The organism is Rhodanobacteraceae bacterium (assembly GCA_016713135.1).
In the GTDB taxonomy this organism is placed as follows: domain Bacteria; phylum Pseudomonadota; class Gammaproteobacteria; order Xanthomonadales; family SZUA-5; genus JADKFD01.
In genome coordinates this window covers 265,920-285,558 of the sequence record JADJPR010000004.1, presented here as the reverse complement: position 1 = coordinate 285,558, position 19,639 = coordinate 265,920, and the positions used below count along the sequence as shown (strand labels likewise).

Genomic DNA, 19,639 nt, shown 5'->3' with positions numbered 1-19,639 from the left:
GGCCTACCAGCCGGGCTTGATCTGCAACTGCTCGCGCTTGCGGTCGTACGCGCGCAACTCGTCGCGCAGCGCCGCGATCCGCTGGCGTCCCAGCGGCGTGCGCTGGTCGTCCAGCAACTGCGCGCCGAGCAGGTCGGAGAAGCGCTGCGCCGCCGGCAGCATGGTGTCCCAGGCATCCAGCGCCGACAGTGGCCCGGGCAGGGTCAGGAACAGGACCACGCCCGGCGTGCTGAAACTGTCCATCTGGGCAAGGTCGAACACGCCCGGGCGCACCATGTTGGCCATGCTGAAGATCGGCCCCAGCTCGGGCTTGCTGTCGACCAGGCGATGGAAGATGCCGAGGTCGCCGTGCACCAACCCGGCCTTTTCCGCCGCGACCACCAGTTCCGGTCCGTGCAGGGTGTAGCCGTCCTGCGCCACCACGTACAGGCTGATGATGCGGTCGTGCGGCGCGGCCTCGCGGTGGCCGACCCGCTGGGCCGACGGCTCCGGTCGGTCCTCGCGCTCACTGAGGCCGTCGATCTCGAATGCAGGCAGGTCGTGACTGGCGCCGTCGCGGTGCCAGGGCTCATCCCCAAGGGCGGAAAACGGGGCTCGGCATCGCTGCCGTCGCCAAGTACCGGTTCGCGCCGCGCGTGTTCGGCGCGCGCCTCACTGGCCATCCGCCGCGCCGGCCGCCCGTACCAGTAGATGACCCCGAGCACGACGAGGCCGAGGATCAGCAGGACTACGCGCAATTCTGTGGCGGACATGGCAGCGATCGGTGGATATCTTCGCGCAGCATACGCAACGACGGCGCACAGGCGAAACGCAGGGTGACGCAGACTCAATCCGGGCTTGCGGCGACCGCGGCGCCCGTTATCATGATCCTTGGTTCTGACTTGGCGACGGCGCGTGTCCTTTCTCGAACGACTCAAGCGCGAAGCTGACCAGCAACGGCTGCAAGCCGAGCAGGTGGCGCGCGAACGCGAGGCGCTTGAGACGCGCTACCGCACCCAGATCGAGCCGCGGATGAAGGCGCTGACCCAGTACCTGAGGGCCTTGCGGCCACCTTGCTGGAGGTCCGTCCTGCATTTGTGGTGCAGATGCCCATCCAGGGCTATGGCGAGCTGTGCACCGTGCCGTTTTTCGACTACAAGGTCGAGCACGAACGCCGTCACCGCAGCTTTGGTCACCATGACCTGGTCGCTGCGAGTCGATCCCGAGCGCACACCGGCGGTTCGAGCGGACAACGTCACCCGTGTGCGTACCCTGACCAGCCTGTTCCGCCAGTACCACCTGGGTGGCATCAAGGAGAAGCGCACCGCAGGGCGAGCTCTCGGCGGCGACTTTCCACGCCCGCGGCTACATCAAGGCGCGCCTGCAGGCGCAGATTTCCGCCGAGGATCCGGTATTGCGCATGGTGCTGGACAATGCGAGTTGGCTCGGAGCAGCCGCAAGCAAGTTCCCTGGGAGCGCATCGACGACGCCTTGTTTGACCGCATCGCCCGCTTTGTCGTGCGCGAGGACGATTCACTGTTTTCCTGAGGAACTGCCGGAGGAACTGAAGCAGAAGCTGCGCCGCGAGCAGCCCGCTGCTGCAGCGACGCCCGCGCCAGCGGCAGCCGATCCGGTCATCCTGGCGACGGCGCATTCGCCCGCGCCGCCGGAGGTGCAACCGCCCGTGGCGCAGACCTTGCCGGGGCCCAGTGTCCGCGCCACCAGAGCCTGAACCGCCTTCGCTCGCCACCGCGACCTTCGTGCCTGGGGTGATTCCGGCACCAGCGCCCGTCAGTGCCGTGGATGTCATCGAGTTCGACGAGAGCAAGCTCGGACTGGACCGGTTCGAAGACGCGGACGAGTCGATCGACGGGTTTCCGTTCGGCTCGCCCAGATCGTTGACGCCGGTCACGCCCCCGCGGCGCAGTGCCCCGGTCCCATCGCCCGCCGTCCCTGCGCCCCAGGTCGCCTCGGGACCCGCGCCGGCGGTTGCGCCCAGGCAGTCAACGGCGCGCCCGGCAACCCAGCCACCCCTGCCCGCTGCGCCAGTTCCTGGCCCGACCGCCGCTGCCGCGCGGGCCCCCGCCGCGCCTGCTGCCCCATTGCCACCGCGCCCGGCTGCTGCGCCGGCGGTTCCCGTCGCGGCTCCGCTGCCTCCGGCACAGGACGCGATGCCTGTTGCGCCGGAACCAGACTCCGCGCAATCCGCCGACGCCGAGCGCGAAGCGGCGCGCTGTTTCGCCTCAAGGTCCGCGCCATGCTTGCGCGCATGCGCACCAACGAAGAGCCTGGCAAGAGCTGACGCGCGCCCCGATTCTCGGGGCCGCGGACGTGGCACCCTCAGATCAGCTTGATCTCGCGCAGCCGCTGCATCAGGTAGTCATTCGCCGTGATCGGCTGCGGATAGCGATTCGGATTGTCCGGCGTGATGCACTGCGGCAGGGTCTCGATCAGGAAATCCGGGTTCGGGTGCAGGAAGAACGGCGTCGAGTAGCGCGGCTGGCGCGCCTGCTCGCCCGGCGGGTTGACCACGCGGTGGGTGGTCGACGGGTACACGTGGTTGGTCAGGCGCTGCAGCATGTCGCCGATGTTGACCACGATGGCATCGCCGGAGGTAGTGACCGGCAGCCAGTCGCCCTGGCGCGTCAGCACCTGCAGCCCCTCTGCGCTGGCGCCCACCAGCAGCGTGATCAGGTTGATGTCCTCGTGCGCGCCGGCGCGCTCGTTCGGGATCTCGTCTTCAGTGATCGGCGGATAGTGGATCGGGCGCAGGATCGAGTTGCCGAAATGGGTCTTGTCGGCGAACCAGTCCTGCGGCAAGCCGATATGCAGCGCCAGCGCGGCCAGCACCCGCGAGCCCAGGTCGTCCAGCGCCTGGTACAGCGCATAACCCAGCGTGCGGAACTCGGGCACCTCTTCGGGCCAGAGGTTCTCGCCCATGATCGTGGCGTACTGCGAATCACGCGCGATCTCGCGGCCGATGTGCCAGAACTCCTTCAGATCCGCGTGCTTGGAGTCCTTCGCCGTCTCCACCTTGTAGGGCGTGTAGCCGCGCGCACCGCCGCCGCCGGCCACGTGATAACGGCGCTTGACCGCATCCGGCAGGTCGAAGAAACGCTCGAAGGCCGCATAGGCACCGTCGATCAGGGAGGCCGGGATGCCGTGGCCACTGATGCCGCAAAAGCCGTACTCGCGGTAGGCGCGGCCCAGGTCGGCGACGAAGGCGTCGCGGTCGGAATCGAAGCGGCTGATGTCGAGAGTGGGGACGCCAATGGCCGTGGACTCGCGTGAGGAGATGCGCGGAGTCTAGTTGCGGCGCCTTGAGTGGTGGGTCAGGTCCAAGTCGGAAGTGAAACGTGAAACGTAAAACGTCAACCGGAGCGCGCGCCGATTGACGTTTTACGTTTCACGTTTCACCGGCGCGACGCCGCATTGCGCGACGCAACGAAGGCTCCGCCCCGCGCCTCAGCGCGTCAGCCACACCATCGCGTATGCCAGCGCCGCACTGACCGGAATGGTGAACACCCAAGCCCACAGGATGCGTTCGACCACGGTCCAGCGCAGCGCGTTGGCGCGCTTGGCGAAGCCCACGCCCATGATCGCGGTGGAGATGCTGTGGGTGGTCGAGACCGGCATGCCCAGGGTCGCCGCCGCCGACAGGATGGTCGCCGACGCGGTCTCCGCGGCGAAGCCGTGGATCGGGTGCAGCTTGACCATCTTGTGGCCGAGGGTCTTGATGATGCGCCAGCCGCCGGCGGCGGTACCGGCCGCCATCACCAGCGCACAGGTGATCTTGATCCAGGTGTCGATGCCTTCCTTGTCATGGTCCGGATGCAGGAAGGCGAGCATGTCCGGCAGTCCGTCCAGGGTGCCGGTGGCCTGTGCGCCGATCAGCGCCAGCGCGATGATGCCCATGGTCTTCTGCGCGTCATTCAGGCCGTGGGCGAAACCCATGTACGCGGCCGACACCAGCTGCGCCTTGCCGAAGAAGGCGTTGACCCAGCGCGGTCGCGCCAGCCGAGCGAGCCAGCCGCCGCTCCTGGCCATCAACGCCACCAGCGCGAACAGCAGGCCCATGATCATCATGCCGAGCAGGAAACCGGCGATCGGCGACGAGATCATCGGCACCACGACCTTGTAGAGCAGGCCGCCGCCCTTGTACCAGGGCTCGGCCGACTGCGCCCAGATCAGCGCATCGGTATTGCCGGCCGCAGCGGCCAGCGCGGCGCCGCACAGGCCGCCGATCAGCGCGTGACTGGAACTCGATGGCAAACCCCACCACCAGGTGATCAGGTTCCACACGATCGCCGCCAGCAGCGCGCACAGCAGCACGCCGGAGGTGATCGTCACCACATTGGCATCGACCAGGCCGCTGGAAATGGTCTTGGCCACCGCCTCGCCGGCCAGCGCGCCGATCAGGTTCATGCTGGCGGCCAGGCCCACCGCCTGCATCGGCGTCAGCACCTTGGTGGCGACCACGGTGGCGATCGAGTTGGCGGTGTCGTGGAAGCCGTTGATGAACTCGAAGACCAGCGCCACCACAATCAGCAGCAGGAGCAGCGTCAGTGCCACGGCGACCTCAGCTGTTCTTGAGCACGATCTGGTAGGTCACCACGCCCGCCTCGCGGCAGCGGTCGATGGCCTTTTCGAGGATCTCGTAGAAATCGTGGACCATGAAGGTCTGGATCGGGTCGTACTTGCCGGCATACAGCTCGCGGTACAGCTCCAGCATCAGGCGATCGGCCTCGACCTCGATGGCGCGCAAACGGTCGGACAGCGCCTTCATCGGTTCCAGCTTCATGCCCTTGAGCTCGCTGACCATCTTCAGCACCACCTCGGCCGCGTCCACCAGCATCTTCGCCCGCGGCACGAAGTCCACGCCGTGGATGCGCTCGCCCGCCAGGGCATAGCGCTCGGCGAATTTTTCCACCGTCTTCGGGATGCGGTACAGCGCATTGCCCAGGGTCTCGATGTCCTCACGCTCGAGCACGGTGACGAAGGTGTGCACCAGCTCCGTGCGGATCTCCTCGGCGACCTTGCGCTCGCGCTCGCGCGCCAGGCGGAATTCCTCCAGCGAGGGCTGGTTGGCCTTGCGTTCGACCAGCGCCAGCAGTGCGCGGGTGGCGTCCAGCGCGGCAGCGGCGCTGTCCTGCAGCAATGCGAAGAAGCGATCGCCCTTGCCGAAGATCGTTTGCAGCGAAAACATGGGAACCCCGTCGACTGGCGCATGTGAAGGAAAGATGACAGCGCGCGGATGCTCGCTCAGTCGGGGGTGTCGACGCCAGTGGGCAACTGGAGTCCGACCTCGATGAATTCGCGGATCAAGCTGGTCGCGTAGGCGCCCGGCGGGAGAGTGAAGCGCAGGCGCAAAGCCTGGGGCACGGGGCACGGGGCATGGGGCACGGGAGGCTCCTGCGTGGGCGCCTCGCCAGGCGTGCCGTCGAGCCACTCCCAGACGAGCGACTCCGGGATCATGCGCAACGCGCGCCGCTCCGGTTCCATGCCGACGGACTCCAGGCCGGCGACCAGATCAGCGAATTCGGCCGCGCAATCCTGTTCGAGCGCGGCACAGGCGTCCGCGCACGGCGGCGCCGGCGCGCCCCACAACGGGCCGGTCGGATGGATTTCGCCCTCGGCACAACGCCGCGCCAGGGTCTCGTCCGGTATCGCCGGCCCGAACCAGGCGCGTTTGCCGGCCAGGTTGCACAAATCGCCGGCGACCACCCGGTTCCAGCTGCCCTCGCGCACGCGGCGGTCAAGCACCGCGTTGAAGATCGCGCTGCGCGCCGCGGAGAGCGCGAAGGCACGGTCGCTGCGACCGAGCGACTCGCCGGCGAACAGCCGCCGCGCCAGCGCCAGGTTGCCGTCGGCGTGGCCGAAGCGCTGGGTGCCGAAGTAGTTGGGCGCGCCGGCCGTGCGCAGCGTGGCGAGGATCGCTTCGGCGCGTTCGCGGTCGCCCTCGATGCCGCGCAGGGTCAGTTCGAAGCCGTTGCCGACCAGCGCACCGCGCTTGAGCTTGCGCGAATGGCGCGCGACGTCGAGCACGCGCACGCCGCGCATGTCGAGCAACGACCAGTCGACGCTGCGCCCCGGCAACTGCACGGTGAAATGCTGGCGCGCCACCGCGTGGCGATCCTTCAGCCCGGCGAAGCCCACCGCCACCTGCGGCACCTTGGCGAATCGCGCCAGCCCACGCGCGACCCATTCAGTATTCGCGCCGCGCTTCTCGATGCGCAGCAAATCGTGTTCGCCCTGCCCGTCCGCCTGGATACTGAGGGTCTCCTCGACGATGAAATCCTCCGGGCTGGCCTTGAGCTCGCCCGTCAGCGGCGGCCCACCATGCGCGCAGGCCAGCGTCATGCCGGCACCAGCAGCGCCACCGCCTGCGCGGCGATGCCCTCTTCGCGGCCGGTAAAGCCGAGCTTCTCCGAGGTGGTGGCCTTGACGCTGACGCAGTCCGCCTCGCACTCCAGGTCCTCGGCGATCCGCTCGCGCATCAGCGCCACGTGCGGCGCCAGCTTCGGCCGCTCGCAAACCACCACAATGTCGCAGTTACCGACCGCATAGCCACGCGCCCCGACCAGAGCGCGGCAATGCCGCAGCAGCGCGCGGCTGTCCGCCCCGCGCCAGCGCTCATCCGACGGCGGGAAGTGCTTGCCGATGTCGCCCAGCGCCAGCGCGCCGAGCAGCGCATCGCACAGCGCGTGCAGCGCCACATCGCCATCCGAATGCGCCAACAGCCCACGTCCATGCGCGATCCGCACGCCGCCCAGCATCACATGGTCGCCCGGCCCGAAGGCGTGGACGTCGTAACCGGTGCCGATGCGCGGGTGCAGGGTCATGGTCTGGCAGATTCGTTTTGGAGTGATGTGCAAGTAGAGGAAAAAGTGAAACGGGAAAAGCAAGAACCGGAGCTCGGTTCCGCAACATTCGACTGGAGCGGAGGGATGGCCACAACGCCGGTGGACTCCGGCTCGCCCGAAAGCAGCTCCTCCCTTTCACTTTTCACCTTTCCCTTTTTACCGCTTCTCCAAGCAACCACTCCGCCAGCGCCAAGTCTCGCGCCGTGGTCACCTTGAGGTTGTCCTCGGCGCCTTCGACCAGCAGCGGCCGGCCACCGGCCCATTCGATCGCCTGCGCTTCGTCGGTCGGCTGGCGGTCTTGGGCGATTGCGCCCTCCAGCGCACGCACGAGCGCGCCGCGGCGGAACATCTGCGGAGTGAGGGCGCGCCAGAGTTCGCTGCGGGGCACGGTCTGCTCGACTGCCCTGCCATCGGTCGAACGCTTGAGGGTGTCGCGCACGGGCGCCGCGAGCAGGCCGCCGTCGGCAGCGCCCGCGAGCCGGGTCAGGCGTTCGATGTCGTCCGGCCGCACGCAGGGCCTTGCCGCGTCGTGGACCAGCACAAAATCGTTGTCTCCGACCACCGCGGGCAGCGCGCGCAGGCCGGAGAGCACCGAATCGGCACGCTCGGCGCCGCCGATGGCGGTCAACAGCGGTTTGCCGGATATCGCATCCCAGCCCGGCCAGTGCGGATCGTCGGCGGCCAGCACCACCATCAGCCCGCTGAGCTGCGGCACCGCCGCCAGGCGTTCCAGGGTCCAGCGCAGCAGCGGCCGGCCGTCGATCAGCGCGTACTGTTTGGGCAGCTCCGCGCCGAAACGGCGGCCGCTGCCGGCGGCCGGCACCACCGCCCAGATCACTCGATCGGCTCCTCGCTGCGCGCAGCCGCAGCCGCAGCCGCGCGGCTGGGCTCGGCCACCTGGATCAGCTTCTCGCCCTGCTTGATCATGCCGAGTTCCGAGCGCGCGCGTTCCTCGATCGCATCGCGCCCGGTCTTCAGGTCCTCGACCTCCGCCGCCAGCGCCTCGTTGCGCTGACGCAGCTTTTCGTTCTCCAAACGCTGCACTTCCAGCGCCTTCTCCAGTTCCCAGACGTCGTTCATGCCACCGCGGAACCACAGTTGGTACTGCAGCGCGACGAGCAGGAGCAACAGCAGGAGCAGCAGCCAGCGCATCCGGGAATCAGCGCCTCAGCGGCCGAAGCGGAAGGCGCCGCGACCGGCGTAGCGCGCCGCCGCGCCGAGCGCTTCCTCGATGCGCAGCAACTGGTTGTACTTGGCCACGCGGTCGGTGCGGCACAGCGAGCCGGTCTTGATCTGGGTCGCGGTGGTGGCCACCGACAGGTCGGCGATGGTGGTGTCCTCGGTCTCGCCCGATCGGTGCGACACGATCGCCGCATAGCCCGAGCGGTCCGCCAGCGCGATCGCGGCCAGTGTCTCGCTGAGCGTCCCGATCTGGTTCAGCTTGATCAGGATCGCGTTGGCGATGCCCTGGTCGATACCCTGCTGGAAAATCTTGGTGTTGGTGACGTAGAGGTCGTCGCCGACCAGCTGGCAGCGGGTACCGACGCGCTCGGTCAGCAGCTTCCAGCCAGCCCAGTCGCTCTCGCCCATGCCATCCTCGATGGTCACGATCGGGAACTGGCGCACCCAGGATTCGAGGTAGTCGACGAACTGCTCGCTGGTCAGCCAGCGGTCCTCGGAAGCGAGGTTGTAGCGGCCGTCCTTGTGGAATTCGCTGGAGGCGACGTCCAGGCCCAGCAGCACATCCTCGCCGGCGCGGTAGCCGGCCTTGCCGATGGCCTCGAGGATGACCTCGATGGCCTCCTCGTTGGAGCGCAGGTCCGGCGCGAATCCGCCCTCGTCGCCCACCGCGGTGGCGAGGCCGCGACCTCTCAGCACACCTTTCAGCGCGTGGAAGATCTCGGTGCCGCAGCGCAGTGCCTCGGAGAAGCTCTGCACGCCCACCGGCAGCACCATGAATTCCTGCATGTCGACATTGTTGTCGGCATGCGCGCCACCGTTGATGATGTTCATCATCGGCACCGGCAGCATCGGCGAACGCTCGCCGGCGACGAGTTGCCACAGGCCCTGACCGCGGCTCGCCGCCAGCGCGTGCGCATTCGCAAGCGACACGCCGAGCAGCGCGTTGGCGCCCAGGCGCGCCTTGTTCTCGGTGCCGTCCAGCGCGATCAGCCTGTCGTCCAGTCCTTGCTGGTCGGCCGCATCCAGGCCCACCACCGCCTCGGCGATCGCGCCGTTGACGTTGGCCACTGCCTTGCGCACGCCCTTGCCCAGGTAGCGCGTCTTGTCGCCGTCGCGCAGTTCGATCGCCTCGCGCGAGCCAGTGGAGGCGCCGCTTGGCACCGCGGCACGGCCGCGGTGGCCGGAGGACAGGGTGACTTCGGCTTCGAGCGTCGGGTTGCCGCGCGAATCGAGGATCTCGCGGGCGTGGACCTGGGTGATGGTGGTCATTTCGGATTGGAAAAGGGAAAAGGGAAAAGGAAAAGGGAAGCGCCATTGGGGCTTCCGGGGTGCGCAAGGATAGCCGGATGTGGGCGAGTGAGGGCTCGGGCGATTGGCGGGCAGCGTGCGCCAGCGTCAACCCGGGGCGTGTGACCGCGTTGCAGTTCCCGGCGCATCATCCGTGCGCGCCCTTCGTCGATCCAGGTATAGCCATGCGCCGCTGGTTGCTCGCCCTGCTCCTGCTGCTGTCCACGCCGCTGTCGGCGACGGTCGAATCCGGCCTGTGGTACGACCGCACCCGCGAGGGCCATGGCCTCGATCTGCACCGCTTCGGCGAGGTGTTTTTCGGCACCTTCTACACCTTCGACCAGACCGGCAAGGTGCAGTGGCTGTGGATCCAGACCAGCGACAGCCCGGCGCCGCAAAGCACGCTGGGGCGCTACACCCGCGGCAGCAACGGGGTGGTCAGCGGGCGCGAGGTGGGTGAGATCCGCTTCACCCCGGTGACCGCCTGCCCGGATGGCTTCGCGCGCGAGGGTGCGCGGGCTCTGGTGCGGCTGGACTTCGTGCTCGACGGGCGTGCCGCGACCTGGTGCATCGAGCCGCTGCTCCCGCCCGCCCCGCCGGCAATGGCAGTCACCAACGGGGCCTGGTACGCGCCCGATGACTCCGGCTGGGGCCTGATGTCGCACGCCTATGCGCTACCCGATGGCAGCACCCAGGCCTTCCGCATCCTGTATTTCCACGACCAGGCCGGCCAGCCGCGTTGGGCGTACAGCTATGCCAGCGGCCCGGCACTGGAGCAGGACGCGGTGTTCTACACACCCTATGTGGAATGCACCGATTGCCCGACCTCGCTGATCCTGACCACCCGCATCGGCAGCGGCCGCATCCGCCTCAGCCAGCCGCTGGTGGATGCAGATGGGACACGCAACCATATCGAGGTGAATGTGGCGATCGACGGGGAGCCGCCTTTCGTCAAGTCCAAGGCGCTCGGCATCCTGTCGACGCCCTTGCGCGTGCCAGCGGCGGCAGCAACCAGTGAAGGTCCGGTGGCTGGCAGCATGCTGGCTGAGGGCATCGAACGCTTCGTGAATATCCCTTACGTGCAGCCGCCCACCGGCCCGTTGCGTTGGCGCGCGCCGCAGGCACTGGCCCCGAGCGTCAGCGTGCGCACCGCGCGCGAGCCGGGTGCGCTGTGTCCGCAGCCCGAGGCGGGGCTCGGCGCGCAGGACGAGGACTGCCTGCAGCTCAACGTGTGGCGCCCGGCCGCCCCCGGCCCGCATCCGGTGATGGTCTGGATCCACGGTGGTGGGCATACCCAGGGCTCGGCGGTGCAGGTTCAGGACGGGGCGCTGTTCTACGACGGCACGCCCTTCGCCAGCCGGGGCGTGGTTTTCGTCTCGATCAACTACCGCCTCGGTTTGCTCGGCTACCTGGCACAGCGCGATTTCGTCGCCGAGGCGCCCGACTTCACGCAGGCCGGCAACTACGGCCTGCTCGACCAGATCGCGGCGCTGCGCTGGGTCCAGCGCAACATCGCGTCCTTTGGCGGCGACCCGACGACGGTCACGATCTTCGGCGAGTCGGCCGGCGGGGTCAGCACCTGCGCCTTGATGGCCGCGCCGGCGGCGCGCGCTGTTCCAGCGGGCGATCGTCCAAAGCGGCAACTGCCTGTGGAGCCCGCCCTCACTCGCCACCGGGCTGGCACAGGGCGACCGCGTGACCAGCGCCACTGGCTGCGCCAGCGCGGCGGACAAGCGCGCCTGCCTGCGCAACCTCAGCCCGGGCCAGTTGATGGCCGCGGTGCCGCCGGTGATCGACCCGGCCGGCATGAGCGATGGCGAGAGTTTTGGCCCGATGCTCGACGGCGGCGCGCTGACCGAGGCGCCCGGGCGCGCCATCGCCAATGGCACGGCCGCGCCGGTGCCGCTGCTGATCGGCGTGACCGACGACGAAACCACCACCCTGGTCCCGGCGAACACGCTCCCGGCGACCGCCGCCGGCTACGAGGCGGCCATCCGGGCGCGCTTCCCGGCTATCGCCGAACCGATCCTGCAGCAGTACCCGGCCGCCGCCTACCCAAGCCCTCAACGCGCCTACCAGGACCTGCTCGACGACGCACTGTTCACCTGCGCTGCGCGCCGAGCTGCCAGCGACCAGGCCAGCCGCGGCATCCCCACCTTCCACTATGTGCTGACCGAGACGCTGCCGCAGCCCGGCGTGGCCGCGCTGGAGTCCTTCCATGGCCTCGACGTGGTGCTGCTGTTCGCGCCGGCCGAGCGTCTGGCCGAGTACCCGCTGGCCGAGCGCATGCAGCGCGCCTGGGTGGAGTTCGCCAGCGGTGCGACGCCGGGCAGCGGCGAGGTCCAGCCCTGGCCGTTGTACCAGGCCGCATCCCGACTATCGCGGGAACTGAATGGCGCGCGCAGCAGCAACCTCGTCGACTATCACCGCGACGCCTGCAATTTCTGGGATCGCTACCTGTTTCCCTGAGCCGGACCTGTCCCGCAGACCACATACGGCGGCGAATGGTGGCGTCCCCCACTTCGCATTTGCCTCCGAGATGCGCAGACTCCGCACCTTCGAGACTCGCCCCGGAACCGCCGGCGGGTCCGTCCTGAGGGAGTCCTGCAGATGAGTGACCGGCAGCCATTGCGACTACACGTGCCCGAGCCCAAAGCGCGCCCGGGCCAATCCCACGATTTCAGCGAGATCGTGATCCCGCCAGCGGGCAGCCTGCGCCGCCCGGCCATCGACGAGCCGGACCATGCGATGCGCGAGCACGCCTTCGGCATGATCCGCGTGCTCGACGAGCAGGGAAAAGCAGTTGGTGAATGGGATCCGAAGCTGCCGCCCGAGGTGCTGATCCAGGGCCTGCGGCACATGCTCACCACGCGGATCTACGACGAGCGCATGATGCGCGTGCAGCGTCAGGGCAAGACCTCGTTCTACATGAAGTGCACCGGCGAGGAAGCGGTCGCGGTGGCCCAGGCGATGGCGCTGGACCCGGCCGACATGCTGTTCCCCAGCTACCGCCAGCAGGGTCTGCTGATCGCGCGCGGCTGGTCCCTGGTGGACATGATGTGCCAGGTCTACAACAACACCAAGGACCGCCTGAAAGGCCGCCAGCTGCCGATCATGTACTCGGTCAAGGACGTCGGCTTCTTCTCGATTTCCGGCAACCTCGGCACCCAGTTCCCGCAGGCGGTGGGCTGGGCGATGGCCTCGGCGCTCAAGGGCGACACCCGCATCGCCGCCAGCTGGGTGGGCGACGGCACCACCGCGGAAGCCGACTTCCACTACGCGCTGACCTTCGCAACGGTCTACCGCGCGCCGGCAATCCTCAATGTGGTCAACAACCAGTGGGCGATCAGCAGCTTCCAGGGCATCGCGGGCGGCGAGCAGACCACTTTCGCCGCGCGCGCCGTGGGCTACGGCCTGCCTGGCCTGCGTGTCGACGGCAACGATTTCCTCGCGGTCTACGCCGCTACCCAGTGGGCCGCCGAGCGCGCGCGGAGCAACCATGGCGCCACCCTGATCGAGTTCTATACCTACCGCGCGGCGCCGCACTCCACCAGCGACGACCCCTCCGCCTACCGCCCGGATGAGGAGGCGCAGCGCTGGCCGCTGGGCGATCCGGTCAACCGCCTGAAGCAGCACCTGATCGCGATCGGCGCGTGGAGCGAGGAGCAGCACGAGGCGCTGAACCAGGAACTGGACGAGTACGTCCGCGCGGCGCAGAAGGAGGCCGAGAGCTACGGCACCCTGGGCGTCAAGCCGACCAGCGCGGCGAGCATGTTCGAGGACGTCTTCAAGGAGGTGCCACAGCACCTGATCCGTCAACGCCAGGAATCGGGAGTCTGATCATGGCCCGCATGAACATGATTCAGGCAATCAACTCGGCCATGGACATCATGCTCGAGCGCGACAACAACACCGTCGTGTTCGGCGAGGACGTCGGCTACTTCGGCGGCGTGTTCCGCTGCACTGCCGGGCTGCAGAAGAAATACGGCAAGCACCGCGTGTTCGACACCCCGATCGCCGAGGGCGGCATCCTCGCCACCGCGGTCGGCATGGGCGTGTACGGCTTGCGCCCGGTGGTCGAGATCCAGTTCGCCGACTACATCTACCCGGCCTTCGACCAGCTGGTGTCGGAAGCCGCGCGCCTGCGCTACCGCTCCGGCGGCGAGTTCTGGGCGCCGATCACGGTGCGCTCGCCCTGCGGCGGCGGCATCTTCGGCGGCCAGACCCACAGCCAGAGCCCGGAGGCGATCTTCACCCACGTCGCCGGCCTGAAGACGGTGATCCCGTCCAACCCGATCGACGCCAAGGGCCTGCTGATCGCCGCCATCGAGGACGACGACCCGGTGGTGTTCTTCGAGCCCAAGCGTATCTACAACGGCCCCTTCGAGGGCTACCACGACCGCCCGCTGGTGCCGTGGTCCAAGCATGACCTCGGCGAAGTGCCGGAAGGCTACTACCGGGTCGAACTGGGCAAGGCCAACATCGTGCGCCCCGGCAGCGAAGTCACCGTGCTCGCCTACGGCACCATGGTGCACGTCGCGCTGGCCGGTGTGGCCGAGGCCGGGGTGGACGCCGAGGTGATCGATCTGCGCACCCTGCTGCCGCTCGACATCGACTGCATCGTCGAGTCGGTCAAGAAGACCGGGCGCTGCGTGATCGTGCACGAGGCCACCCGCACCGGCGGCTACGGCGCGGAACTGTCGGCCCAGGTGCAGGAGAACTGCTTCATGCACCTGGAAGCGCAGATCGTGCGCGTGGCCGGCTGGGACACGCCCTACCCGCACGCTTTCGAATGGGAATATTTCCCCGGTCCGGCGCGCATCAAGCGCGCGCTCCTGCAGGTCATGGAGAACTGAGATGGGACGCTACGTATTCAAGCTGCCGGACGTGGGCGAAGGCATCGCCGAGAGCGAAATCGCCGAATGGCGGGTCAAGGTCGGCGACGTGGTCAAGGAAGACCAGCCGCTGGTCGATATGCTCACCGACAAGGCCTCGGTCGAGATCTCCTCGCCAGTCGCCGGCAAGATCATCGAACTCTGCGGCAAGGCCGGCGACATGGCCGCCGTCGGCGGACCTCTGGTGATCCTGGAGGTTGAAGGTGCCGGGACGCCGGGCGCCGACGAGGTGGTCGCATCGCGTGCGGCCGCAGCGGCGGCTCCCGCCCCTGCTGCTGCGCCTGCGCCGCCCCCCGCTGCAACACCAACACCCACACCAGCACCGACGCCCGCGCCGGCGCCGGTCGCACAGTCGACGGCCGCCCCGGCCCTCCCGCGTCAGCCCGGCGAAAAGCCCCTCGCCTCGCCCGCCGTGCGCCGCCGCGCGCAGGATCTCGGGATCAAGCTGCAGTACGTGCCCGGCACTGGCCCGGCCGGGCAGATCCGCCATGAGGATCTGGATGCCTACATCGCGCGCGGCAACGCGCCGGCCGCGGTCGCCGCGCCGGCCGGCCGGGCCAAGCGCGAGAGCGTCGAGGCGATCAAGGTCATCGGCGTGCGGCGCAAGATCGCCGAGGCGATGCAGCGCGCCAAGCAGCGCATCCCGCACTTCGCCTATGTCGAGGAAGTGGACTGCACCGAGCTTGAGAACCTGCGCAAGCACCTCAACGAGGTCCACGGCAAGACCCGAGGCAAGTTGACCCTGCTGCCCTTCCTGGTGCGCGCACTGGCCAATTCGATCGTCAAGTTCCCGCAGGTCAACGTCACCTACGACGACGAAGCCGGAATCGCCTACCGCCACGCCGGCCTGCACTGCGGTATCGCCACCCAGACTCCGAGCGGCCTGATGGTGCCGGTGGTGCGCCACGCCGAGGCGCTGGACCTGTGGCAGACCGGCGCGGAGATCCGCCGCCTGGCCGAGGCCGCGCGCAGCGGCAAGGCCAAGCGCGAGGAGCTGACCGGCTCGACCATCACCATCACCAGCCTCGGCGCGCTGGGCGGCATCGTCACCACCCCGGTCATCAATGCGCCGGAAGTGGCGATCATCGGCGTCAACAAGATGGTCGAGCGACCGATGGTCCGCAACGGCCAGATCGTCATCCGCCAGATGATGAACCTGTCCACCTGCTGCGACCACCGCATGGTCGACGGCATGGACGCCGCCGAGTTCGTCCAGCACCTGCGGGCGCAGCTGGAGAATCCGGCGACGTTGTTCATCGACTGAGAAACGGTGAGTGGTGAGTGGGGAGTGGTGAGTGGCGAGCGCATCGGAACCCGGAATACCGCGCGCTGGACGTTGCCGGGAAGGAGTCCACTACCGCCGCAATTCCACGCACTGGCGAGCTTCTGCCACTTACCACTTACGGCTCTCACCACTTACCGCTGTTGCTGTTGATGATGATCTGGTGGGTTCGGACCTTGTCCGAACGCTGTTGCTGTTGATGTTGACCTGGTGGGTTCGGACCTTGTCCGAACGCTGTTGCCCCCAAAGCGTCCGGACAAGGTCCGGACCCACCAAAGCCCAATACCCGAGGACTCACCGCCATGCCCGAATCCATCCAAACCCAGGTCCTCGTCGTCGGTGGCGGTCCCGGCGGCTACGTCGCCGCGATCCGCTGCGGCCAGCTGGGACTCAAGACCACCATCGTCGAGGCCGACCGCCTGGGCGGCACCTGCCTGATCCGCGGCTGCATCCCGAGCAAGGCGCTGATCCATGTCGCCGGCAAGTTCGAAGCGATGCGCGAGCATGTCGGCGCCGGCAAGCTCGGGATCAAGCTCGACAGCCCGCCGTCCTTTGACCTGGGCGGCGCGGTGGACTGGAAGGAAACCGTGGTCGACCGCCTGAACGGCGGCGTCGCGGCGCTGCTGAAGAAGGCCAAGGTGCGCGCAGTGCACGGCAAGGCGGTGTTCTCCGACGCCAAGAACTGCACCGTCGCGACCACCGACGGCGAGGTCTCGATCAGCGCCGAGCACGTGATCCTGGCCACCGGCTCGGTGGTCGCCGGGATCCCGTCGATCCCCTACGGCGAGCACGTGATGTCCTCCACCGAGGCGCTGCTGCAGCGCGAGCTGCCCAAGCGCCTGGTGGTGATCGGCGCCGGCTACATCGGCATGGAACTCGGCATCGCCTACGCGAAGATGGGCAGCGAGGTGGTGTTCGTCGAGGCGCTGGACCGCATCCTGACCCTGTTCGATCGCCCGCTGGTCAAGCCGGTCGAGGCCTGGCTGAAGCAGCACAAGGTCGCGGTGCACCTGTCGACCAAGGCGATCGGGCTGGTCGAGGACGCCAACGGCCGCGCGCTCGAAGTGGAAGCCGTCGATGGCACGCGCCAGCGGCTGGAATGCGACAAGGTGCTGGTCGCGGTCGGCCGGCGCCCGGCCACCCAGGGCTGGGGCCTGGAAAAGATGGCGGTCACGATGAACGGCCCCTTCGTCAAGGTCGACGAGCAGTGCCGCACCTCGATGCGCAACGTCTGGGCGATCGGCGACCTGATCGGCGAGCCGATGCTGGCGCACAAGGCCTCGGCGCAGGGCGAGATGGTCGCCGAGCTGATCGCCGGCCACCGCCGCAGCTTCAACCCGGTGGCGATCGCCGCGGTGTGCTTCACCGAGCCGGAACTGGTCGGCTGCGGCATGTCGCCCGAGGAAGCGAAGGCCAAGGGCATCGAGGTGGTGGTCGGCCAGTTCCCGTTTGCCGCCAACGGCCGCTCGCTGGCGATGCAGGCGGGTCACGACGGCGGCTTCGTGCGGGTCACCGCGCGCGCCGACAACCACCTGGTGCTCGGCATCCACGCGGTCGGCGCGCATGTGTCGGAGCTGTCCGGCGAATTCGCGCTGGCGCTGGAGATGGGCGCGCGGCTGGAAGACCTGTCCGGCACCATCCACGTGCACCCGACCATGACCGAAACCCTGCCGGAAGCCGCGCTCGCAGCGCTGGGGCACGCGATTCACGCCTGAACCCGCGCCGCCTGCCGCTGCGCGCGGCAGGCGGGTCCCGCCAGCTTGCGGCGGATCTCGCCAGCTTCAGTCGGTGGTGCGGTGGTCGTAGCTCAGCACCCGGCTCAGGCGCCACTGCCCATCCGCGCCGAACTGCCACAGGTTGGCGAAGCGCCCGGTTTCGACCAGTCGCTCGGGCTTGCCGGGTTCCAGCATGTAGAAGCGGTGCACGCCCGTATGCAATGCCCCATAGCCCTGCATCGGGTACACCTGCGAGGTCCCGGCGACCAGTTCGCGGCGGGCGCGGTAGTCCTCGCCGGTGGCCTGGCGCGCGCACATGCCAGCGATCGTCTCGACAAACTGTGTGCCGCTGGACGCCGTCTGGCCGTGCTTGTCGTGGAAGAACTCGAGATCGTCGGCCACCAGTGGGCGCAGGGCCTCGCTGTCGCAGTGGTCGAAGATCGCGCCGAACAGGGTCTGGTCCAGTTGGCTGATGCTCGCCGTCAGCTCCGCGGTTTGCGCCGGCCCGGGCCGCGCCTGGTGCGGTTCGCGGTCAGGCGTGCCGGGCTCGGCGGCACCGGCCCATTGGGCGAAGAACAGCAAGATCAGGATCGGGCGCATGCAAGTTTCCGGTGTGGGATGGCCGCGGCGTCCACGCAAGCGCTGTGCCAGCCGGACAACCTGACAGCTGTCATCCCGACGCACTGACAGCCCGCACTGCGCGCGGGCCCCGGTCATTGCGATTCTGGACTCCCCACCACGGAGTCACGACATGGCCGAAGTTTCGATCGCTGCGCTGCTCGGCGCCAGCAAGCGCTACGGCAGCCTGCAGGCGCTGCAACCCACCGACCTGGCCATCCGTGCCGGCGAGGTGCTGGCACTGTTGGGGCCGAACGGCGCCGGCAAGACCACCGCGCTTGGGCTGCTGACAGGCCGGCTGAGCCCGGACGGCGGTCGCGCCTTGCTGTTCGGCCAGGATCCGCGCGAGTTCGCCGCGCGGCGGCGAATCGGCGTGATGCTGCAGGAAGCCAGGCTGCCGGAGACCCTGACGGTAGCCGAACTGATCTCGCTGCAGTCGGGTTACTACGCGAAGGCGCGTCCGCTGGCGCAGACGCTGGAACTGGCCGGGCTGGAAGACCTCGCGCAACGCCGCTACGGGCGTCTCTCGGGCGGCCAGCAGCGCCGCGTGCAGTTCGCGCTGGCCATCTGCGGCCAGCCGCCGCTGCTGTTCGTCGATGAGCCCACGGTGGGGCTGGATGTCGAGGCGCGCCGCAACTTCTGGCAGGTGCTGCGCCAGTTGCGCAGCGACGGCGCCAGCATCGTGCTGACCACCCACTACCTCGAGGAAGCCGACGCGCTGGCCGATCGCATGGTTTTGCTCGGCGGTGGGCGGGTGCTGGCAGAGGACACGCCCGCCGGCATCAAGGCGCGCGCTGCAGGCAAGCGCGTGCGCCTGGCGACACGCCTGCCCTTAGCCATGATCGCCAGCTGGCCGGAGGCACAGGAGGTGCGCATGGACGGCGAACGCTGCGAGATCTGCTCGGGACAGCCGGAAGCACTGTTGCGCCGCTTGTTCGCCGCCGACGCCAGCGCCTGCGACCTGGAAGTGCTGCCGCTGAGCCTGGAAGAAGCCCTGCTGACCCTGACTGCCGATGCCCAGAAACGCCCGGAGGCTGCATGAATACCCTGACCCAGAACGACACGCTGCGCGCCCCCGGCCTGGCCGGGATCTACCTGCGCGAAGCCGGCTACGAATTCCTGCACCAGTGGCGCACGCCGATGGTGGCGGTGCCCACGCTCGCCTTCCCGCTGGTGTTCTACATCCTGTTCGGCCTGGTCCTGCCCGGCAAATGGGGCCAGTACGACAAGTCCGCCTACCTGCTGGCCACCTATGGCGTGTTCGGCGTGATCGGCCCGGCGCTGTTCGGCTTCGGCGTCGGCATGGCGCTGGACCGCGCCAACGGCCTGCTCGAACTCAAGCGGGTGTCGCCGATGCCGATCGGCGCCTACTTCTTCGGCAAGATCGCGATGAGCCTGATCTTCGGCCTGATCGTGGTGCTCCTGCTGTCGATTGCCGCGATCGGCTTCGGCGGGGTGCGCATCGATCCGCTCACCTGGCTCAAGCTGACCGGCGTCCTGCTGCTCGGCACCCTGCCCTTCTGCGCCCTGGGGCTGTGGGTCGGCAGCCTGGTGCACGGCCAGGCGGCGGTCGCAGTGATCAACCTGGTGTACCTGCCGATGTCGGTGCTGTCGGGCCTGTGGATGCCGCTGTTCGTATTCCCCACGGTGCTGCAGAAGCTGGCGGTGGTGTGGCCGGCGTTCCACCTGAGCCAGCTGGCGCTGGGCACCATCGGCCAGATCCAGGGCGTCCCGCTCGGGCTGCATGCCGGCGTGCTGTTGCTGACCACGCTGTTGTTCCTCAGCCTGGCGGCGCTGCGCCTGCGCGAGCGCTGAGGC

General features: G+C 68.5%; 19 protein-coding genes. 8 read left to right on the top strand and 11 right to left on the bottom strand.

Going from position 1 to position 19,639, the window contains the following annotated elements; translation table 11 throughout:
- Positions 1-3: 3 nt before the first annotated feature.
- Entirely contained in the window at positions 4-537 is a 534-nt protein-coding gene (zipA, locus tag IPK27_07030; GenBank protein ID MBK8067375.1) for a cell division protein ZipA, read from the bottom strand.
- Positions 538-986: 449 nt separating this feature from the next.
- Positions 987-1,178 (bottom strand): hypothetical protein, encoded by a 192-nt coding sequence (locus IPK27_07025; GenBank protein ID MBK8067374.1) that lies wholly within the window; start codon positions 1,176-1,178, stop codon positions 987-989.
- Here IPK27_07025 and IPK27_07020 point away from each other — a divergent pair.
- Complete coding sequence (locus IPK27_07020; GenBank protein MBK8067373.1) at positions 1,177-1,527, top strand: hypothetical protein; 351 nt, start codon at positions 1,177-1,179, stop codon at positions 1,525-1,527. The genes IPK27_07025 and IPK27_07020 overlap by 2 nt on opposite strands.
- Positions 1,528-2,319: 792 nt before the next feature.
- Here the strand turns inward: IPK27_07020 and IPK27_07015 are convergent.
- The 8 genes from IPK27_07015 to eno form a co-directional block, all read right to left on the bottom strand.
- Complete coding sequence (locus IPK27_07015) at positions 2,320-3,252, bottom strand: isopenicillin N synthase family oxygenase (GenBank protein ID MBK8067372.1); 933 nt, start codon at positions 3,250-3,252, stop codon at positions 2,320-2,322.
- 192 nt (positions 3,253-3,444) lie between these two features.
- The gene (locus IPK27_07010) at positions 3,445-4,551 is read right to left on the bottom strand and encodes an inorganic phosphate transporter (GenBank protein MBK8067371.1); all 1,107 of its coding nucleotides are present in this window, start codon (positions 4,549-4,551) and stop codon (positions 3,445-3,447) included.
- A 7-nt stretch (positions 4,552-4,558) separates the two neighbouring features.
- Entirely contained in the window at positions 4,559-5,185 is a 627-nt protein-coding gene (locus IPK27_07005) for a DUF47 family protein (GenBank protein MBK8067370.1), read from the bottom strand.
- Between the two features lie 56 nt (positions 5,186-5,241).
- Positions 5,242-6,339, bottom strand: coding sequence for a tRNA pseudouridine(13) synthase TruD (locus IPK27_07000; protein ID MBK8067369.1), 1,098 nt, complete (start codon positions 6,337-6,339; stop codon positions 5,242-5,244).
- Positions 6,336-6,821 (bottom strand): 2-C-methyl-D-erythritol 2,4-cyclodiphosphate synthase, encoded by a 486-nt coding sequence (gene ispF / locus IPK27_06995; protein MBK8067368.1) that lies wholly within the window; start codon positions 6,819-6,821, stop codon positions 6,336-6,338. Before ispF ends, IPK27_07000 begins: the two co-directional genes overlap by 4 nt.
- Before the next feature lie 163 nt (positions 6,822-6,984).
- Positions 6,985-7,668, bottom strand: coding sequence for a 2-C-methyl-D-erythritol 4-phosphate cytidylyltransferase (locus IPK27_06990; protein MBK8067367.1), 684 nt, complete (start codon positions 7,666-7,668; stop codon positions 6,985-6,987).
- An 8-nt stretch (positions 7,669-7,676) separates the two neighbouring features.
- On the bottom strand, positions 7,677-7,994 hold the full coding sequence (gene ftsB / locus IPK27_06985) for a cell division protein FtsB (GenBank protein MBK8067366.1): 318 nt from the start codon (positions 7,992-7,994) through the stop codon (positions 7,677-7,679).
- Between the two features lie 15 nt (positions 7,995-8,009).
- Positions 8,010-9,293 (bottom strand): phosphopyruvate hydratase, encoded by a 1,284-nt coding sequence (eno, locus tag IPK27_06980; GenBank protein ID MBK8067365.1) that lies wholly within the window; start codon positions 9,291-9,293, stop codon positions 8,010-8,012.
- Positions 9,294-9,496: 203 nt separating this feature from the next.
- Between eno and IPK27_06975 the strand changes: the two genes are divergently transcribed.
- From IPK27_06975 to lpdA, 5 genes are all read left to right on the top strand, one after another.
- The gene (locus IPK27_06975) at positions 9,497-11,908 is read left to right on the top strand and encodes a carboxylesterase family protein (protein MBK8067364.1); all 2,412 of its coding nucleotides are present in this window, start codon (positions 9,497-9,499) and stop codon (positions 11,906-11,908) included.
- 13 nt (positions 11,909-11,921) lie between these two features.
- Complete coding sequence (locus IPK27_06970) at positions 11,922-13,151, top strand: 3-methyl-2-oxobutanoate dehydrogenase (2-methylpropanoyl-transferring) subunit alpha (protein MBK8067363.1); 1,230 nt, start codon at positions 11,922-11,924, stop codon at positions 13,149-13,151.
- A gap of 2 nt (positions 13,152-13,153) precedes the next feature.
- Positions 13,154-14,167: an alpha-ketoacid dehydrogenase subunit beta gene (locus IPK27_06965; protein MBK8067362.1), complete on the top strand. Its 1,014-nt coding sequence runs from the start codon at positions 13,154-13,156 to the stop codon at positions 14,165-14,167.
- Between the two features lies 1 nt (position 14,168).
- Complete coding sequence (locus tag IPK27_06960; GenBank protein MBK8067361.1) at positions 14,169-15,470, top strand: 2-oxo acid dehydrogenase subunit E2; 1,302 nt, start codon at positions 14,169-14,171, stop codon at positions 15,468-15,470.
- A 320-nt stretch (positions 15,471-15,790) separates the two neighbouring features.
- Positions 15,791-17,203 carry a dihydrolipoyl dehydrogenase gene (gene lpdA, locus IPK27_06955; GenBank protein MBK8067360.1) on the top strand — a complete coding sequence of 471 codons (1,413 nt, stop codon included), beginning with the start codon at positions 15,791-15,793 and terminating at the stop codon, positions 17,201-17,203.
- 66 nt (positions 17,204-17,269) lie between these two features.
- Here lpdA and IPK27_06950 read toward each other — a convergent pair whose 3' ends face one another.
- Positions 17,270-17,803 carry a nuclear transport factor 2 family protein gene (locus tag IPK27_06950; protein ID MBK8067359.1) on the bottom strand — a complete coding sequence of 178 codons (534 nt, stop codon included), beginning with the start codon at positions 17,801-17,803 and terminating at the stop codon, positions 17,270-17,272.
- Positions 17,804-17,954: 151 nt separating this feature from the next.
- Between IPK27_06950 and IPK27_06945 the strand changes: the two genes are divergently transcribed.
- Together IPK27_06945 and IPK27_06940 are read left to right on the top strand one after the other, a co-directional pair.
- Positions 17,955-18,863, top strand: a complete 909-nt coding sequence (locus tag IPK27_06945; protein ID MBK8067358.1) for an ABC transporter ATP-binding protein — start codon at positions 17,955-17,957, stop codon at positions 18,861-18,863.
- Positions 18,860-19,636, top strand: coding sequence for an ABC transporter permease (locus IPK27_06940; protein MBK8067357.1), 777 nt, complete (start codon positions 18,860-18,862; stop codon positions 19,634-19,636). Before IPK27_06945 ends, IPK27_06940 begins: the two co-directional genes overlap by 4 nt.
- Positions 19,637-19,639 lie beyond the last annotated feature (3 nt).

Coding starts and splice junctions, on each gene's coding strand:
- IPK27_06965 (MBK8067362.1), top strand. CDS start 13,154: ATGGCCCGCATGAACATGATTCAGGCAATCAACTCGGCCATGGACATC.
- IPK27_06940 (MBK8067357.1), top strand. CDS start 18,860: ATGAATACCCTGACCCAGAACGACACGCTGCGCGCCCCCGGCCTGGCC.
- IPK27_07020 (MBK8067373.1), top strand. CDS start 1,177: ATGACCTGGTCGCTGCGAGTCGATCCCGAGCGCACACCGGCGGTTCGA.
- IPK27_06960 (MBK8067361.1), top strand. CDS start 14,169: ATGGGACGCTACGTATTCAAGCTGCCGGACGTGGGCGAAGGCATCGCC.
- lpdA (MBK8067360.1), top strand. CDS start 15,791: ATGCCCGAATCCATCCAAACCCAGGTCCTCGTCGTCGGTGGCGGTCCC.
- IPK27_07000 (MBK8067369.1), bottom strand. CDS start 6,339: ATGACGCTGGCCTGCGCGCATGGTGGGCCGCCGCTGACGGGCGAGCTC.
- IPK27_06975 (MBK8067364.1), top strand. CDS start 9,497: ATGCGCCGCTGGTTGCTCGCCCTGCTCCTGCTGCTGTCCACGCCGCTG.
- ftsB (MBK8067366.1), bottom strand. CDS start 7,994: ATGCGCTGGCTGCTGCTCCTGCTGTTGCTCCTGCTCGTCGCGCTGCAG.
- IPK27_06945 (MBK8067358.1), top strand. CDS start 17,955: ATGGCCGAAGTTTCGATCGCTGCGCTGCTCGGCGCCAGCAAGCGCTAC.
- IPK27_06970 (MBK8067363.1), top strand. CDS start 11,922: ATGAGTGACCGGCAGCCATTGCGACTACACGTGCCCGAGCCCAAAGCG.
- ispF (MBK8067368.1), bottom strand. CDS start 6,821: ATGACCCTGCACCCGCGCATCGGCACCGGTTACGACGTCCACGCCTTC.
- eno (MBK8067365.1), bottom strand. CDS start 9,293: ATGACCACCATCACCCAGGTCCACGCCCGCGAGATCCTCGATTCGCGC.
- IPK27_07025 (MBK8067374.1), bottom strand. CDS start 1,178: ATGGTGACCAAAGCTGCGGTGACGGCGTTCGTGCTCGACCTTGTAGTC.
- IPK27_06950 (MBK8067359.1), bottom strand. CDS start 17,803: ATGCGCCCGATCCTGATCTTGCTGTTCTTCGCCCAATGGGCCGGTGCC.
- IPK27_07005 (MBK8067370.1), bottom strand. CDS start 5,185: ATGTTTTCGCTGCAAACGATCTTCGGCAAGGGCGATCGCTTCTTCGCA.